The organism is Christiangramia sp. OXR-203 (assembly GCF_034372165.1).
Lineage (GTDB): Bacteria > Bacteroidota > Bacteroidia > Flavobacteriales > Flavobacteriaceae > Christiangramia.
Genome location: NZ_CP139698.1, coordinates 2174848 through 2193062, shown reverse-complemented (window position 1 = coordinate 2193062; position 18215 = coordinate 2174848). Strand labels below are relative to the sequence as shown.

At 39.0% G+C, this 18215-nt stretch carries 10 protein-coding genes; 1 reads left to right on the top strand and 9 read right to left on the bottom strand.

The window, feature by feature from the left end:
* Positions 1-40 precede the first annotated feature (40 nt).
* Positions 41-1837: a glycoside hydrolase family 15 protein gene (locus tag T8I65_RS10110; RefSeq protein WP_322300489.1), complete on the top strand. Its 1797-nt coding sequence runs from the start codon at positions 41-43 to the stop codon at positions 1835-1837.
* Here the strand turns inward: T8I65_RS10110 and T8I65_RS10105 are convergent.
* The 9 genes from T8I65_RS10105 to purL all read right to left on the bottom strand — a co-directional run bounded on the left by T8I65_RS10105 (position 1834) and on the right by purL (position 18202).
* Positions 1834-2883: a mechanosensitive ion channel family protein gene (locus tag T8I65_RS10105; protein WP_322300488.1), complete on the bottom strand. Its 1050-nt coding sequence runs from the start codon at positions 2881-2883 to the stop codon at positions 1834-1836. The two genes, T8I65_RS10110 and T8I65_RS10105, sit on opposite strands and share 4 nt — an antisense overlap.
* 80 nt (positions 2884-2963) lie before the next feature.
* A complete protein-coding gene (locus T8I65_RS10100; RefSeq protein ID WP_322300487.1) occupies positions 2964-4793 on the bottom strand; it encodes a mechanosensitive ion channel family protein in 1830 nt (609 codons plus the stop codon).
* A gap of 83 nt (positions 4794-4876) precedes the next feature.
* A complete protein-coding gene (locus T8I65_RS10095; protein WP_322300486.1) occupies positions 4877-5935 on the bottom strand; it encodes a zinc metalloprotease in 1059 nt (352 codons plus the stop codon).
* A 155-nt stretch (positions 5936-6090) separates the two neighbouring features.
* Complete coding sequence (locus tag T8I65_RS10090) at positions 6091-7899, bottom strand: acyl-CoA dehydrogenase family protein (RefSeq protein ID WP_322300485.1); 1809 nt, start codon at positions 7897-7899, stop codon at positions 6091-6093.
* A 111-nt stretch (positions 7900-8010) separates the two neighbouring features.
* On the bottom strand, positions 8011-9198 hold the full coding sequence (locus T8I65_RS10085) for an acetyl-CoA C-acyltransferase (RefSeq protein ID WP_322300484.1): 1188 nt from the start codon (positions 9196-9198) through the stop codon (positions 8011-8013).
* A gap of 36 nt (positions 9199-9234) precedes the next feature.
* The gene (locus tag T8I65_RS10080) at positions 9235-11640 is read right to left on the bottom strand and encodes a 3-hydroxyacyl-CoA dehydrogenase/enoyl-CoA hydratase family protein (RefSeq protein ID WP_322300483.1); all 2406 of its coding nucleotides are present in this window, start codon (positions 11638-11640) and stop codon (positions 9235-9237) included.
* A 50-nt stretch (positions 11641-11690) separates the two neighbouring features.
* Positions 11691-12146, bottom strand: a complete 456-nt coding sequence (locus tag T8I65_RS10075) for a MarR family winged helix-turn-helix transcriptional regulator (protein WP_295179317.1) — start codon at positions 12144-12146, stop codon at positions 11691-11693.
* Between the two features lie 163 nt (positions 12147-12309).
* On the bottom strand, positions 12310-14091 hold the full coding sequence (locus T8I65_RS10070) for an AMP-dependent synthetase/ligase (protein ID WP_322300482.1): 1782 nt from the start codon (positions 14089-14091) through the stop codon (positions 12310-12312).
* A gap of 451 nt (positions 14092-14542) precedes the next feature.
* Entirely contained in the window at positions 14543-18202 is a 3660-nt protein-coding gene (gene purL, locus T8I65_RS10065; RefSeq protein WP_322300481.1) for a phosphoribosylformylglycinamidine synthase, read from the bottom strand.
* Positions 18203-18215 lie beyond the last annotated feature (13 nt).

Here is an 18215-nt window from a genome sequence, read left to right as displayed (position 1 = left end):
CATTTAAGACAGCCATTGATTTATAAGATTTTTAAGATATATGGATAATCTCGACTACGGAATAATAAGTAATTGTAAAAGTGCAGCTTTAATCTCCAAAACAGGCTCTCTGGATTGGTGCTGTATGCCAAATTTTAACTCCTCGGCAGTTTTCGCAAAAATACTTGATGATGAAATTGGAGGAAGTTTTGAAATACTTATCGGCGACGATTATAATGTGAAGCAAGAATATCTTTGGGACACTAATATCTTAAGTACGGTGTTCGATAATGGAACTGATGCCTTTCAGCTAATAGATTTTATGCCCAGGTATCCTCGTGAAGATGGATCTTATTATGCGCCGCCAGATGTTATTAGATTCTTCAGATTAATGAAAGGCGAACCAAAATTCAGGATCAAATATGATCCAAAACTGGATTTTGCAAGAGAGAAAACCTATAACGAGAATAAGGGTGATTATATAAAGAGTTTTACCAAAGAAGGTAAATATGATTCTGCATATCTATATTCAAGTTTGAACCTGAATGATATTCTGGAACAAAAGGAGATCACTCTTTCTGGAAATGCATATTGCCTGGTAGGCTATCACGAAAAACTGGTAGAACAGACCCTGGACAGGTCTTATTTGAAATTCCAGAGAACGAAGGTTTACTGGATGAATTGGGCAGATAATACAACCAGATATACGCATTATGGGAAAGAGATCATGAGAAGTGCGCTTGTACTTAAAGCATTGAGCTATAAAAAGTCAGGTGCTGTACTTGCCGCCGCGACTACAAGTCTTCCGGAAACTATAGGAGAGGAGCGAAACTGGGATTACCGTTTTTGCTGGATTCGTGATGCTTCCATGGTGATCAAGGTGATGGCAGGTCTGGGGCATATTAAATCTGCCAAGGATTTCCTTCAGTTCATTATAGATATTATTCCGCATAAGGATGAGAAGATCCAGATCATGTACGGGATCAACGGTGAAAAGGAACTAACCGAACATATTTTAAGTCATTTAAAAGGCTATGAAGGATCCAGTCCCGTTCGTACTGGTAATGCCGCTTATATCCAAAAGCAGAACGATATTTACGGGATTTTGATGGAAGTGATCTACCAGCAATTTCTCATGTTTGAAACTTCACTTGAAAACTCTGAAGCGCTGTGGACCGTGGTTCGCGGTATTGTCATGATCGTGGAAGAAAACTGGAAGAAACCAGATAAAGGTATCTGGGAGCTTCGTACAGAGGACAGACACTTTGTATTTTCAAAACTGCTTTGCTGGGTAGCTGTGGACAGAGCTATAAAAATTGGTGAGGTCCTAAGAATGGGAATTAACGATACCAAATGGATCGCGTTAAGAGAAGAAATTTACCAGGATATCTATGAGAATGGATGGAACGAGGAAAAACAGGCTTATACACAATCCTATGGTTCGGCAGATCTTGATGCATCTACGCTTTTGATGCAGCCTTATGGTTTTATAGAGGCAAATGATCCACGATTTGTGAGCACTGTTCAGGCTACTGAAAGGGAGCTTTGTGAAGACGGACTGATGTATAGATATAAGAATAATGATGATTTTGGGAAACCAACCTCATCCTTTACGATCTGTACCTTCTGGCTAATTGATAGTCTATATAAAATTGGAGAGAAGAAGAAAGCAAAAGATATGTTTGACCAGTTGTTATCATACAGTAACCATTTAGGTTTATTTAGTGAGGATATCGATTTTAAAACCAAACGCCTGCTCGGGAATTTCCCACAGGCATATTCACATTTAGCACTTATTGAAACAGCTGCGAATTTCTCAAAAGGAATTTCTGCGGAAAATGCCTTATTTCAGGATTAATTTAATTCCTGATCCTTTTCTATACTTACCCGGGCCTTCGGAAGATGTCCCGGGTAATTTTTTTGTATGAAATCAAGCAATTTCTCTCTTAGATGTACACGAAGATCCCAGGCTGTAGGTGAATTTTTTGCACTTACCAGTATTCTTAGCTCCACAGTCTTTTCCGAAGCATTTGTAACCTGAAGTACATTTACATTACCATCCCAGAGAGGAGTATTATTTAATAGTCTTGTGAGTTCTTCCCGAAGCGGTTCTAAAGGCAAACCATAATCTGCATAAATAAAAACTGTTCCCAGTATATCTGCGGAACTTCTTGTCCAGTTCTGGAAGGTTTTTTCAATAAAATATGTTGTGGGAACAACGAGTCGTCTTTTATCCCAAACCCGAACCACCACATAAGTAAGATTGATCTCTTCGATCCAACCCCATTCACCTTCAACAATCACTACATCATCCAAACGGATAGGCTGTGTGATAGCGATCTGTATGCCTGCAAGTAAAGTAGCAATTGCTTTTTGCGCAGCCAGACCTATAATGATTCCAGCAATACCTGCTGAGGTCAATACACTAATTCCAACAGAGCGTATACTTTCAAAGCTCATCAAAGCAATTCCAACGGCAAGTATTACAATAATGAAAATAACAATATTTTCAAGGATCATATACTGGGTGTAAACCTTCCGGGCTTTGAGATTATCATCACTAGCCATATCGTACTTCTTGAGCATTCTCTTTTTAACTACTCTGAACAGTAAGATCAGAAACCAGGCAACACTTAAAATGATACCCACTGTACTAAGGTGGCCAACAATTTCATAGGTTGCTTCAAACCTAAAAATTTTACTAATGATCGCAATTCTGGCAATTATGGAGGCCAGAAAAATTAATAAAGGCAGCCGAATCTTATAAGCGAAATTAACCGGAAGTATATTCGTTGGATTTTTACCAAGCTTCCTGATGATATAAAATGCAAGACCGAAACTTACCATTAAAATGATAAGAGCAGAAACGAGGTAAACTAGTCCGTTTTTTTCAAATTCGAGCATGATGTAGATTTAGATATTCTAAAATTAAAATTTTGGACGCATAGTTGCTTTAGGTTTACAGAAGATTAACCTACAACGTTTTAGCCTTGTTCATCTAATTTATTATCTTGTTTCTCATCTTCTGAATATTTTCCGTCCAGTACAACGCGCTCCCGTTTTAAATAAATTCCATCTTCCAGTTCACTGATGTAACGCACGATATTTTCTCTAAGCTCGCAATGTAGCGTCCATGCAGTTGGAAAATCCTTTGCACTTACCAGGCAGCGCAATTTAAGGTAATTATGATCCATGCCTGAAGCTTCAACCAGTGGCGATCTATCCTCATCACCATCCCAGTTATCTGAAGCTTTCAGTAATTCTGTAAACTTCTCACGTACTTTTTGAACGTCTACCCGGTGGTCTACAAATAATTCGATCTCCATAATATTCTGTGGGTTAGACATAGAAAGATTCTCAAAACTTTCAGTAATAACATCAGAAAGAGGTATGACCAATCTTCTTAATTTGAAGGTATTAACAACCATATAAGTAAATGTGATGTCTTCCACAAAACCATATTCACCTTCAATAATGACTGCATCACCAATTTTAGCGGGACGAGTAAGTGCAATTTGAACCCCGGCGATAATATTACCAAGCGTACTTTGAGCTGCAATACCAACTACCACCGTGGCGATTCCTGCGGAAGCCATTAAAGATATTCCAAGTTTCTCAAGAGATGGAAATTGAGAGAAAATTACGGATGCACCAATAATTACGATTATGAAAATAAATATTCTTCTACCTACAGAGATATAGGTCATCAAGCTTTTCGCTTTGCTATCTTCCTCGGTTCTCACGTCGCCTACTTTTTCCACAGCAAAAAAGTCCATGACATAATCAATGATTCGCATGATCAACCAGGTGAAAATTGATATAAGCACAATTAGAATAAAAGTGTAAATACCTTTAGCGAGAGATCCGGTAAATGAAATCAGGTGATTAAGTAATAAATAGAAAGCTAAAATTCCTATAGCGGCTCCTGCTGGTGAGGCTAATCTATAGGCAATATTCCGAATCCAGTAGCGGTCCACACCTGAAAATGCTTTTCTAATGATGGCGCTAATGCCTTTGGCTATTAAATAACAGATTAAAATAAGTAGCAGGGTTCCTACAACCTTCCATATTGGTATTCCCAAGACCTCAAAACTAATCCATTCAGGAATCATCCTATCCAGTTTTCTTGGACCGTAAGCCGCGTAAAGCGGTTCGGTATTTTCAACAGTTTGTGATGAAATTAGCCAGACAGGATGCTCATCTTTATACTTTACACGTTGTACTCTAAAAGTTATATCACGATCATCCAGTGTTGTAGTACCAAATAATAGACTTCTTCTGGGTTTTCCAGCTACAGCCTTGTTTGTTGAGGTACTCACATCAATTTGTCCATCGGGACGATCAGGAAGACCATCCCACCCAATTGAAATTCGTTGTTCAAGAACAAAATGTAGTTTTTCAGCAAGTATCGCTGCATCTGCCTTAGAAATATTATCTGGCAACAAATTAAAATTCATTGCATACAGTGCTTCTTCGTAATTATCGTTTCTGGCCTGTACTATAAAATGTTCTAAAGCGGCCTGGGGAGATTGAAGGTTTATTGTATTAGGAGGGAAGCCAATTCCGTCATTCCATTGATCTGTCTGGTAGTAGGCATCTGCATATTCACCAATATCATTAGTAGCAACAGCAGCTGAGTCGTTAAGGACCGTTGCTTTACTGGGCAATTCCTGGTTTTGAGATTTGGTGTCTTCTGGTTCCTGTTGGTAAGCAAAGGTAGTTTGCTGTAAAAATAGGATGGAAAAATATAGCCATATATGGCGTAGGAAGCGATTCATGAGTGATTTCTTTGGTCGGTCAACTAAGATACTCAATTTTCGATTTTAAAAAAGAATGGCAGGCTGGTAAACGAAAAAAGCCACCTTAATGGTGGCTTTATGTGGTTATAATTATGGTTTTAGTTTACGAAACCAGTTCTTGGTCCTCCACTAGCAAAAACTGTTCTCATACGAGCTTTCTGGCCTTCAGAGAACATGTACATACATGCATCGTTTGTATAATCCATGTAGTTCATAGTCATATCTGTAGATCTACAGTTAACAGTAGGGTAAGAAGGACAGCTGTAGTTAGGTCCATCAGAAGAAGGAGTATCTGCTACGAAGTCATCCTGTCTACATCTTCCATCACCCCAGATGTGACGTAGGTTTAGGTAATGTCCTACTTCGTGAGTAGCGGTTCTACCTTTGTTAAATGGTGCTGAAACATATCCAGTTGTTCCAAAGTACTGAGGAGAAATTACTACACCATCAGTTGCAGATGGTCCACCAGGGAATTGTGCATACCCAAGGATACCACCACCAATGTTACAAATCCAGATGTTTAAAGTATTAGAAGGGGAGGTTGGAGGATATGCATATTTCATAGCATCGCTTGTTCCCCATTCAGATCTTGAATCACTGTATCTGTTTACTCCTGCAAGAGTAAAACTGATTTCTGAATCTGCAACTAATCCAGCAAATTCACTAGGAACATTACCTGCATCATTATTGGAAGCTCTAAAGTCATCATTCAGCACAGCAATCTGAGAATTGATCTGAGCATCAGAAATATTCTGCTGAGAGTTACTGTAAATAACATGAACCACAACAGGAATATTTACAATTCCTAGATTATCACCTACTGGTGGCTCAGTAGTTCCTCCACCATCACCAGATCCTGGTTTACCTTTGCCGTTTCCATTCTTAGCCAGAATAGATCGAGTATTCTGTTCTACATCGTACATTTTCTTGTGTAAACCTGGATTCTCGTTTAGTAAACGATTCAAGTTTCTCATAGAGTAACATTTCGTTTTATCATCTTCAGTCTTTTTGCCGTCTACCTCAGCATCTGTGTAAAGATAAAAATCACTCATGTCTACCTGTGCTACTTCCTGGTCAACATTGTTTTCTGTAGGATCTTGCTCACAAGAAGCAAATAGGAAGGCCATAGCTGCCATTCCGAGAAAAACTTTTTTCATAATGTTAAGTTATTGTTTGATTTAGAGCCAATATATCTAAATATTTAGAAACAATTAACGATATCTAAATGAAATTGTAACATTATTGAAACAATTAGTATAAAAATAAAAAAACCACCCGATTAGGTGGTTTTTCTCAGTTCAAAAGAATGTATCTAAAAACAGTATTTGTTTTCAGAAGTTAATTTCTCTGCGATCGTATTTCGAAGTGCCACAATATTTGGCAGGTTCGTATACTTTGTGTATCTCTTCAGTCCCATAAGCATCATACGTTGCTCATCTCCTTCAGCAAAAGAAGCAATTCCCTCTTTCGCCTTAGTATTCACAGTATCTACTGCATGATAAAGATAAAGTTTAGCCATGGCGATCTGTTCCTTCTGAGTATCTACTCCAAATCTCTTTGCATTTTTCTCTGCTCTAAGAATACCAGATTCAGCCATATAAACTTCAATTAAAATATCTGCTGCAGCCAATAATAATTGTTGATGCTCTTCCAATTGTGGACCAAATTTCTGAACGGCGCTACCTGCAACCATCAGAAATACCTTTTTCAGTTTACCGATCATTTCCTTCTCTTCAGCGAACAGTTCAGAATAGTCTGGTTTGTCCATGGAAGGAATTCCTGTAAGCTCATCTGCTACTTTCGTTGCTGGGCCTAGTAGGTCTACATGTCCTTTCATCGCTTTCTTAACCAGCATTCCTACAGATAACATTCTGTTGATTTCGTTGGTTCCTTCATAGATTCGAGCAATTCTCGCATCTCTCCAGGCAGACTCCATTGGAGTATCTGCAGAGAATCCCATTCCACCAAATACCTGGATACCTTCATCAGCACAATTCTGAACATCTTCTGAACATGCAACCTTCAGAATAGAACATTCGATCGCGTATTCCTCAACCCCTTTAAGTTCAGCATCTGCATGTGAGCTTCCTTCTTCCAGTCTGATATTTATTCGGTCTTCGATATTTTTAGCCGCACGGTAAGACGCTGCTTCTCCAACGTATGCTGAAGTAGCCATCTCTGCAAGCTTGGATTTTATAGCTCCGAATTTCGCAATAGGCGTATTGAACTGAACTCTGTCATTTGCGTATTTAACTGAAAGATCTGTTACTCGACGCTGTGCATCTAAAGAAGCTGCAGCAAGTTTTATACGACCTACGTTTAAAGCGTTCATCGCGATCTTAAAACCATTTCCACGGTCTGAAAGCATATTTTCTACTGGCACCTTGGTTTCATTAAAGAATACCTGGCGGGTAGAGGAGGAGTGAATCCCTAATTTCTTTTCTTCCTCTCCAAAGCTAATCCCATTACCTTCTTCGTTTTCTACGATAAAACCGGTAATGTTCTTGTCATCTTCAATTCGTGTAAAAACAATGAATACATCTGCAAAACCAGCATTGGAGATCCACATTTTCTGTCCACTAATGCTATAATATTTACCATCTTCAGAAAGGACAGCCTTTGTTTTTCCAGAGTTGGCATCACTTCCCGCACCTGGTTCTGTAAGACAGTAAGCTCCAAACCATTCACCGGTCGCCAATTTTGGTACGTATTTTTTCTTCTGTTCTTCATTGCCATATAAGGTGATTGGCATCGTTCCAATCCCAGTATGCGCTCCGAAAGCAGTAGCCACAGAACCTGTAGCACCAGAAATATAGTCACAAACAAGCATCGTAGAAACGAAGCCCATTCCTAAACCATCATACTCTTCAGGTACCGCAACACCTAGAAATCCTAATTCTCCAGCTTTACGCATTACCTCTTCAGTAAGAGCATAATTTTTCTTTTCGAATTCTTCTTTATGAGGCCAGATCTCGCGCTCTACAAATTCCTGAACGGAATCGCGCATCATTTTCTGTTCCTCATTAAAATCTTCCGGCGTGAAAACGTCTTCACATTTAGTCTCCTTTACAAGAAACTGACCACCGCGAAGAAGATCTTTTTTAGTTGTATCTGTACTCATTTTTATATTAAGATATTAGTATTGAGATGTAAGATTTTAGACTTAGTATCTCAATTAATTTATATTATTTATAGTTTGTTAGTCTCATATCTAAGATCTAAAATCTCAGGTTTAGTTTAAAAATTCGAAAACTCCGGCAGCTCCCTGTCCGGTTCCAACGCACATTGTTACCATACAATGCTTGTTCTTAAGATCACGCTTACGCATTTCGTCAAATATCTGGACTGAAAGTTTTGCTCCTGTACATCCCAGTGGGTGTCCCATCGAGATCGCGCCACCATTCACATTTAGTTTTTCTTTATCCAGACCAAGTTCCCGAATTACAGCAAGTGACTGCGAAGCAAATGCCTCGTTCAATTCGATAAGCTCAAGGTCATCCTGTTTCAAGCCAGCTTGTTTTAAAGCCTTCGGAATAGCATGAACCGGTCCAATACCCATAATTCTAGGCTCTACACCTACTGCAGAATAACTTACCATTCTTGCTATTGGCTCGAGATTTAGTTCTTTAACCCTTTCTTCACTCATAACCATTACGAAGGCCGCACCATCACTCATTTGCGATGAGTTACCTGCAGTAACACTTCCACCATCAGCAAAAACAGGTCGTAATTTATTCAGAACTTCAACTGAAGTATCTTTTCTAGGACCTTCATCTTTGTTTACTGTATAAGACCTCGTTTTCTTTTTACCATCTTCAACATAAGTCTCATCGATAGTAATTGGAACTATCTGATCTTGAAAACGATCTTCCTGCTGCGCTTTAATAGCTTTCTGGTGGGAATCGTATGCAAATTGATCCTGATCTTCCCTGGATACATTGTATTTGTTCGCTACCGCTTCCGCAGTAAGACCCATTCCCCAGTAATAATCTTCATTACCATTTTTGGCAACTTCGTAATTTGGAACTGGCTTATAACCTCCCATAGGAATATAACTCATGCTTTCCGCACCACCTGCGATCACACAATCTGCCATTCCCATCTGGATCTTAGCAGTTGCAATGGAGATCGTCTCCAATCCTGAAGCACAGTATCTATTTACGGTCATACCCGGAACATCTTCGATCTTTAATCCCATTAATGAGATCAATCTACCTACGTTCAAACCCTGTTCTGCTTCTGGCATAGCATTACCAACCATGACATCATCAATACGAGTCTTGTCAAAATCTGGTAACTTATCCATCATATACTGGATGGTTTCTGCAGCAAGTTCATCAGGTCTTTTAAATCTAAAAACACCTCTGGGAGCTTTCCCAACTGCTGTTCTGTATGCTTTAACTATATATGCTGTTTTCATTTTATACTTTTTTATTGTTAGAACTTCACTTCCCGCTTAGTTTCTTAAAGGTTTTCCTTTTTTCAACATATGCTGAAGGCGTTCCAGCGTTTTTCTCTCCCCGGTTAAGGATAGGAATGCTTCTCTTTCAAGGTCAAGTAAATATTGTTCGCTCACCATCTGGCTGGATGATAAATCTCCACCGGCCATAACATATGCCAGTTTGTTTGCGATCTTGTGATCATGTTCGCTAATGTATTTCCCTGCAGCCATCTGGTCTGTTCCAACCATAAATGCTCCAAGTGCCTGCTTCCCTAGTACCTTTATATCTGTACGTTTGATAGGCATGGTGTAACCGTTTTCTGCCATTAACAGCGCATGTTTCTTGGCGATCGCCAATTGTCTGTCTGGATTGATCACTACTATATCTTTTCCCTTTTGAAGAATATTTAGATCAAATGCTTCATATGCTGAAGTAGATACTTTTGCCATTCCAATGGCCAAGAAGTTTTCTCTTAGTCGGTTTAATTCGACATCATCCTTCTCATAAGTATCAGAAGCACGCAGTGTCATCTCTTTGGTTCCACCACCGCCAGGTATTACTCCAACACCAAATTCTACAAGTCCAGTATAGGTTTCTGCTGCAGCGACAACTTTATCGGCATGAAGTGAAAGTTCACAACCACCACCCAACGTCATTCCATGCGGTGCAGCTACTGTTGGAATAGAGGAGTAGCGCATTCTCATCATGGTATCCTGAAAATACTTGATCGCCATGTTCAATTCTTCATATTCCTGCTCTACAGCCATCATGAAAATCATCCCAATATTTGCTCCTACAGAAAAGTTCTTTCCATCATTCGCAACTACAAGACCTTGATAATCTTTTTCAGCAATATCTATGGCTTTGTTGAGTCCGTCAAGAACATCACCTCCAATAGAATTCATTTTACTTCTGAATTCAACATTAAGGATTCCGTCGCCAAGATCTTCCACTACCACTCCGCTGTTCTTGAAAACTTCTTTAGATTCTCGAATATTATCAAGAATTATAAATGAATCCTGACCAGGAACCTTAGTTTGCTTCTTATCCTCAATGTCATAATAGTAGGTATTACCATCTTTTACAGTGTAGAAGCTCTTACTTCCATTTTCCAGCATTTCACTTACCCAGGCTGCAGGTTCATAACCTTCAGCTTTCATCATTTCAATACCCTTTTCAACACCAATTGCGTCCCAGATCTGGAATGGTCCATGTTCCCATCCAAAACCAGCTTTCATGGCATCATCGATCTTGTATAACCCGTCTGAAATTTCAGGAATACGATTCGACACATAAGCGAATAGTGCTGAGAAATTCTTTCTGTAAAAATCTCCCGCTTTATCTTTTCCTTTGATCAACACTTCGAAACGATCTGCTACATTATCAATAGACTTGGTCATTTCAAGAGTTGCGAAAGATGCACTCTTACGGTCTCTATATTCCATGGTATCAAGATCCAGAGATTTGATCTCACTTGAACCATCTTTATTTTTAATCTTTTTATAGAAACCCTGACCAGTTTTGCTTCCCAGCCACTTTTTCTCCATCATAGTGTCGATAAAGTCTGGCAAAGCGAAGAGATCATGCTGCTCATCATTTGGAACATTCTCATGAAGTCCGTTCGCAACATGTACTAAAGTATCTAAACCAACAACGTCTACTGTTCTAAAGGTTGCCGACTTCTGACGTCCTATCACCGGACCAGTAAGCTTATCAACCTCTTCAATGGTCATTCCCATATCCTTTACGGTGTGGAATAAGCTCATAATAGAGAAGATACCAATTCTATTCCCAATAAAGGCAGGAGTATCTTTCGCTAATACAGCATTTTTCCCAAGGAATTTTTCACCATACATTTTTAGGAATTCCAGAACTTCAGAAGAAGTTTCTTTTCCTGGAATGATCTCAAATAATCTTAAATATCTTGGTGGATTAAAGAAGTGAGTTCCACAGAAATGCTTTTTAAAATCATCAGATCTTCCATCGGTCATGAAATTGATAGGAATACCTGAAGTATTTGAAGTAATAAGAGTTCCTGGTTTTCTGTGCTTTTCCAGGTTTTCAAAGACCTGTTTTTTAATGTCCAGTCGTTCTACTACAACCTCAATGATCCAGTCCACTTCAGAAACTTTTGAAATATCATCTTCCAGATTTCCAGTAGTAATTCGGTTAACGAAGTCCTTGTGATAAATTGGAGATGGTTTGGATTTTACTGAAGCCGTTAAAGCATCATTTACGATCCTATTTCTAACGACCTTGTCATCAAGGCTAAGGCCTTTTTTCTGTTCTTTTTCATTGAGCTCACGGGGAACGATATCAAGTAGAAGTACTTCCACTCCAATATTTGCAAAGTGACATGCAATACCACTTCCCATTATACCGGACCCAATAACTGCAACTTTATTAATCCTTCTTTTCATTATTTGATTTTTATGGTTCAAAAAAACCAAACCTGTTCAGGCCTGGTTTATTATTGTTTTACACTAATTTCTTCAGTATATATTTTCTTTTCACTAATAAGACCAGTGATCGTATTTGCTACCTGTATAAAAGTTTTAAGATCCTTATCGCTCACATTTTCCTTTACAGACTCATCGAACCTCAAAACCACTCTCTTAGAATAATCGCGCATTTCCTTTCCGAAATCTGTCAAGTAGATAAGAACGCTACGTCCATCATGTGGATTGCGTTTTCTTTCTATTAAACCTTTTTCTTCCATAGTTTTCAAAATTCTCGAAAGGCTGGTGGCTTCCATCCCCATTTTGGGACCCAAAGAGGTTGATGGGGTTCCATCTTCCGGATCTATACTCAATAAGGCAAAACCTGTAGCCATCGTACTTCCAGCCTTACCTGCTTCTTCATTATACATTTTAGAAACCGCCATCCAGGTGGCACGTAAAACATAATCTATGGTTTTCTCCTTCATGGGGGATTTTGGATTGATTCCAAAGTTAGGGAAAAATATTATGCATGCATAATAAAATGTCTTTAAAAATACTAATATCTTGTTTTAATGTTATTTAAATTCCTAAAACCAAAAAACTCCCCGGTAGTTGGGGAGCTTTTATTAGCATATTCTTAATGATAGATTAGAATCTACCGTAGAGTTTTTCATAAAGATCCTGGTACCGGTCACGAATATTACGTCGTTTTAACTTCATAGTAGGAGTAAGGTGCTCATCTTCTATCGTCCATGGATCTGGGGTTAATTCAAATGTCTTAACTCTTTCCCATTTTCCGAATTTCTGATTGTAGAAATCTACTTCTTCCTGTATGCGTTCACGCACCAAATTGTTACGTGATATGTCTGCAGGATCACCCGCGCCAAGATCGATATTCTTTCTCTGCGCCCATTCTGTAATAAATTCGTAATTAGGCTGGATCAAAGCTGCCGGCATTTTCTCTCCATCTCCAACCACCATGATCTGCTCAATAAATCTTGATTGCTTCATGGTATTTTCGATAAGCTGCGGTGCAACATATTTCCCTCCAGATGTTTTGAACATCTCTTTCTTACGATCTGTGATCTTGAGGAAACCATCTTTATCGATCTCTCCAATATCTCCCGTATGGAAGAAACCTTCAGAATTAATTACTTCTCTGGTTTTTTCTTCATCCTTATAATAACCTTTCATAACGTTAGGCCCTTTAGTCAGGATTTCTCCGTCTTCAGCAATTTTGACTTCTACATTATCCAGCACTTTTCCAACAGTACCAATTCTGAAACCTCCATTGCGTTCGTCATTCACCGCGATTACTGGTGATGTCTCTGTTAGACCATAACCTTCCATTACGGGAATTTCAGCAGCAGCGAAAACTCTTGCGAGTCTTGGTTGCAATGCTGCACTTCCAGAAACGATCAGGTCTATATTTCCACCCAAACCTTCTTTCCACTTAGAAAATATTAGTTTACGGGCAAGTTTTAATTTTGTTTCGTACCACCAGCCGTTTTGTCCATATGGCTCATATTCCAGTCCAAGCTCTACAGCCCAGTAGAATAATTTTTGTTTTACACCGCCAAGGGCAGTTCCTTTAGCGATGATCTTATCATATACTTTTTCCAGCAATCTCGGAACGGCAGTTATTACATGTGGTTTTACCTCTTTCAGGTTATCACTTATCTTTTCGATAGATTCAGCAAAATATACCGATACTGAATAATACTGGTATAGATAGAGGATCATTCGCTCAAAGATATGGCAAACTGGTAGGAAACTTAAACCTACGTAAGTTCCGGTATCGAAGGGAACACGAGGCGCACTTCCTAGCACGTCACTTACGATATTCTTATGAGTTAACATGACGCCTTTTGGTCTTCCTGTGGTTCCGGAAGTATATATTAATGTAGCCAGATCATCTTCTGTAACTGCTTTCTTAAGCTTATCTACTTCATCCTGGTTAGCCTTATCCTCTCCAGATTTTAGTAATTCTTTCCAATTCTTACAGCCAGTGATCTCGTCAAAACTATAAACTTCCAGCAGGCTGGTCGTGGCTTTAATACTGTTTAATTTTTCAAGGATCTCTTCATCTGAAACAAAGCAGTAAGTAGCTCCACTATGATTCAAAACATATTCATAATCTTCTTCGGAAATGGTAGGGTAGATTGGAACATTTTGAGCTCCGATCTGAAGTATTCCAATGTCCATAATATTCCACTCAGTTCTATTATTAGTGGAGATAACTGCAATTTTATCATTCGGTTTCACGCCAAGTCGAAGAAGTCCCCGACTAATTGCATTCGCCTTATCAATATATTGCTGAGTCGAAACAGTTTCCCATTTTCCATCATATTTAGTAGCAAAAGCAACATCCAGTGGATGATTTTCTAATTGATAGTAAGGAAAGTCAAATAGACGTTTAATGTCGTTCATGAAAAGGAAAGATTTTAGATATACCTTGCAAAATAGCAATTTTCAGAGCTCATTCAAATCAAATATGATAAAAAAAAATCTTATTGTTTGAGTATTTACTAAAATCTGACTTAAAAATTCTATTTCTAAAATCTGTTAATAATTCCTTAAACTCTTCAGTATCAATCTAAATTCGACTTCATAAATCGCTATGCGATCACTAAATATTCAAAGCTTTTCCAACCAAAAAAAACTTGAATATTTCAGTTAAAACCAATTTGTTGATCTCTTTTTTGAATACATCAGCGCATTTGTCGATTCAATCTGAAATAGGATTATCTATTTCTGGATACTCAATTTAAAAATCCGAAAGAAGTTATTGGGTTTTATAGTATGCGAAAAGTGACTCTAACATAGAATTGTGCTACCGTATTGAAAAGAAAAAAGGAACCGATTGGTTCCTTTTTATATTTTATTTCTCTAGCCATTTTCTGGCATTCACAAAGCCTTCCAGCCACGGTGACACTTCATCTTTGCGGCCATCCGGATAATGTGCCCAGTTCCATTGGAAAGTAGATCGCTCCATATGTGGCATCATTACCAGGTGTCTACCGCTTGAATCTGTAAGTGCAGCAGCGTTATAATGTGAACCATTTGGATTTGCCGGGTAGCCTTCATAAGAATATTTACCCACGATGTTATAGCGGTTTTCCTCGTACGGGAAACTGAATTTACCTTCACCATGTGCGGCCCATATCCCTAGCTTACTTCCCGATAATGTGGAAAGCATAACAGAATTGTTTTGTGGAATTTCTACGGAAGTAAAATTACATTCAAACTTCTGCGATTCATTATGCAGCATTTTCGGTTTTTGCTCATGTTCCGCATTAATAAGTCCTAGCTCAATAAACAGCTGACATCCATTGCAAACTCCAAGGCTTAGTGTATCTTCTCTACGGAAGAAATTTTCCAGTGCAGCCTTTGCTTTTTCATTATATAAGAATGCGCCAGCCCATCCTTTTGCACTACCAAGAACATCTGAATTTGAGAATCCCCCAACTGCTGCAATAAATTGTATGTCTTCAAGGGTTTCTCTTCCGGTGATCAGATCGGTCATGTGCACATCTTTCACATCAAAACCAGCAAGGTACATAGCCCGGGCCATTTCCCTTTCAGAATTAGAACCTTTTTCACGAATGATCGCTGCCTTTATTCGCGGTTTCTTAGTATCCATTTCAGGTAACTTTCCGGTAAAATGTTCTGGAAATTTAAATTCCAGTGGTTGCTTCTTATAGTTATTGAATCGTTCAATTGCTTTATCGATCCCGCTTTGACGCTCATCCAAAAGAAAACTGGTTTTGTACCAGGTGTCTCTTAATTCAGGAATATGAAAATGGAAAGCATCATCACCAACCTTGATATTTAGCGCTGTACCTTCAGTCGCAGTTCCAATCTTATGATAGTCTATTTCAAGTTCCTTCATAAAAGTTTCCGCAGTATCATCTTTAGCCTGGAATACTATTCCGCAGTTTTCATTAAAGAACAACTTGATAATATCTTTTTCGCCTAGTGCACTCAGGTCAAGATTTGCACCCAGATCAATATCTGCAAAACACATCTCAAGCAAGGTTGTGATCAATCCACCTGAGGCAACATCGTGACCCGCTGCGATCATATCGCTCTTGATCATGGATTGTACGGCATTAAAGATTTTGCTGAAACGCTCATCATTCTTTACGGTAGGAGCTTCATCGCCAACTTTATTCAGAATTTGCGCGAAAGTGGATCCTCCCAGTTTATAATCATCTCCGGAAAGATTGATATAATAAATGCTCCCTGCATTCTTTTTTAGTACCGGTTCTACAACCGATTTAATATTATCACAATGTCCTGCAGCAGAAATAATCACCGTACCTGGCGAGAGAACATCACCATCTTTGTATTTCTGTTTCATGGATAGCGAATCCTTTCCGGTTGGGACATTAATACCCAGAGAAATAGCAAAATCTGAAATTCCTTTTACCGCTTCATAAAGTCTTGCATCTTCACCTTCGTTATTACAGGGCCACATCCAGTTGGCGGAAAGTGATATAGATTTAAGTCCTTTTTCTAAAGGAGCCCAGATGATATTAGATAACGCCTCTGCAATAGAATTACGAGAGCCAGCTACAGGATCGATTAATGCAGAAATAGGGGAGTGTCCAATTGAGGTGGCAACTCCTTCATTGCCTTTGTAATCCAAAGCCATTACTCCGCAATTGTTTAATGGCAGCTGTAAAGGTCCTGCAGTTTGCTGTTTAGCAACGCGTCCCGAAACACAACGATCCACTTTATTAGTAAGCCAATCTTTACAGGCAACCGCTTCTAGTTGCAGGACCTGTTGTAAATACTCGTGAATTTTTTCTTGTTGATAACTGAGTTTTTCATAATCGCGAGTAACCGTCCTGTCTTCCATGATCGTCCTGGGTGAACTTCCAAACATATCTGCCAGAGCAAGATCCATTGGTTTATCGCCAGATTTCATGCCTTCAAAGGTAAATTTATAATCACCGGTCACATTACCAACTTCAAACATTGGAGAACGCTCACGATCTGCAACTCGTCTTAATGTATCGAGGTCTTTCTCGCCAATAACCAGACCCATCCTTTCCTGGGATTCATTACCAATGATCTCCTTGGCAGAAAGGGTTGGATCTCCAACAGGTAAACTATCAAGATCTATCTTTCCACCTTTTTCTTCTACCAGCTCACTTAAACAGTTCAAGTGACCACCAGCGCCATGATCATGAATGGAAACTATGGGATTGTGCTCGCTTTCTACCATTCCACGAACGGCATTAGCAGCTCTTTTCTGCATTTCCGGATTAGAACGCTGTATGGCATTTAGTTCTATACCACTGCTAAATGCACCAGTATCTGCTGAGGAAACAGCAGCGCCACCCATTCCAATTCTATAGTTTTCACCACCAAGAACGACGATCTTGTCATTTTCCTGAGGAATATCCTTTAATGCCTGGTCCTTTTTTCCGTAGCCAATTCCACCAGCAAGCATGATCACTTTATCGTAACCCAGAGAACGTTCGTGTTCCATATGTTCGAAGGTAAGTACAGATCCTGAAATTAGGGGCTGACCAAATTTGTTACCAAAATCTGAAGCACCATTAGATGCTTTTATTAAGATGTCCATTGGAGTTTGGTACAACCATTCACGCTTTTTCATGCCTTTCTCCCATGGTCGATCTTCCTCAAGTCTGGAGTAAGAGGTCATATAGACTGAAGTTCCCGCCAAAGGAAGCGAACCTTTACCACCAGCAAGCCTGTCCCTAATTTCTCCACCACTACCAGTTGCTGCTCCATTAAATGGTTCTACGGTCGTAGGGAAATTATGAGTTTCAGCTTTAATGGAAATAACAGATTCGAAGTTCTTTATTTCATAATATTCCGGAACATCGGGAGCTTTGGGAGCGAACTGTTCAACAACAGGTCCGTTTATAAATGCGACGTTATCCTTATATGCTGAAACGATCTCGTTTGGGTTCTCTTCGGAAGTTTTTCTTATCAGTTTAAAAAGAGATACAGGTTTTTCCTCGCCATCAATAACAAAAGTTCCATTAAAGATCTTGTGTCTGCAATGTTCTGAGTTCACCTGGGAAAAACCAAAAACTTCAGAATCTGTAAGTTTTCGATCCAGTTTTACTGAAAGATCTTCCAGGTATTTAACTTCTTCAGCATTCAATGCTAAACCTTCCTGTTTATTATAGGCAGCGATATCATCTATCTCTATAATTGGCTTAGGCTCAACATGAATATCAAAGATCTCCTGATCGAGTTGCTTGTATTTCTGAGATAACATTGGATCAAAATCAGAAAAATGTTCATCAACTTTCAGAAATTCCTCGATTCTAATAATTCCGGTAATTCCCATGTTCTGAGTGATCTCGACAGCATTCGTACTCCAGGGAGTGATCATTGCGGCACGTGGACCAACAAAAAAATCTGCCAGAGCAGATTTATTTATTTGAAGAGTATTTCCAAAAAGCCAGTTTAGTTTTGAAATAGACTGTGCAGAAAGGTTGGAGTGCGTTTCAACCGCAAAAACCTTGGTAGTTTGATTTCCGAAGAAAAGGATCATGTAAGTTGTGTTT

What these genes read in the sequence shown, in the direction of transcription:
- T8I65_RS10105 (WP_322300488.1), bottom strand. Translation starts at nt 2,883, where the DNA reads ATGCTCGAATTTGAAAAAAACGGACTAGTTTACCTCGTTTCTGCTCTT.
- T8I65_RS10085 (WP_322300484.1), bottom strand. Translation starts at nt 9,198, where the DNA reads ATGAAAACAGCATATATAGTTAAAGCATACAGAACAGCAGTTGGGAAA.
- T8I65_RS10070 (WP_322300482.1), bottom strand. Translation starts at nt 14,091, where the DNA reads ATGAACGACATTAAACGTCTATTTGACTTTCCTTACTATCAATTAGAA.
- T8I65_RS10110 (WP_322300489.1), top strand. Translation starts at nt 41, where the DNA reads ATGGATAATCTCGACTACGGAATAATAAGTAATTGTAAAAGTGCAGCT.
- T8I65_RS10095 (WP_322300486.1), bottom strand. Translation starts at nt 5,935, where the DNA reads ATGAAAAAAGTTTTTCTCGGAATGGCAGCTATGGCCTTCCTATTTGCT.
- T8I65_RS10080 (WP_322300483.1), bottom strand. Translation starts at nt 11,640, where the DNA reads ATGAAAAGAAGGATTAATAAAGTTGCAGTTATTGGGTCCGGTATAATG.
- T8I65_RS10090 (WP_322300485.1), bottom strand. Translation starts at nt 7,899, where the DNA reads ATGAGTACAGATACAACTAAAAAAGATCTTCTTCGCGGTGGTCAGTTT.
- T8I65_RS10075 (WP_295179317.1), bottom strand. Translation starts at nt 12,146, where the DNA reads ATGAAGGAGAAAACCATAGATTATGTTTTACGTGCCACCTGGATGGCG.
- purL (WP_322300481.1), bottom strand. Translation starts at nt 18,202, where the DNA reads ATGATCCTTTTCTTCGGAAATCAAACTACCAAGGTTTTTGCGGTTGAA.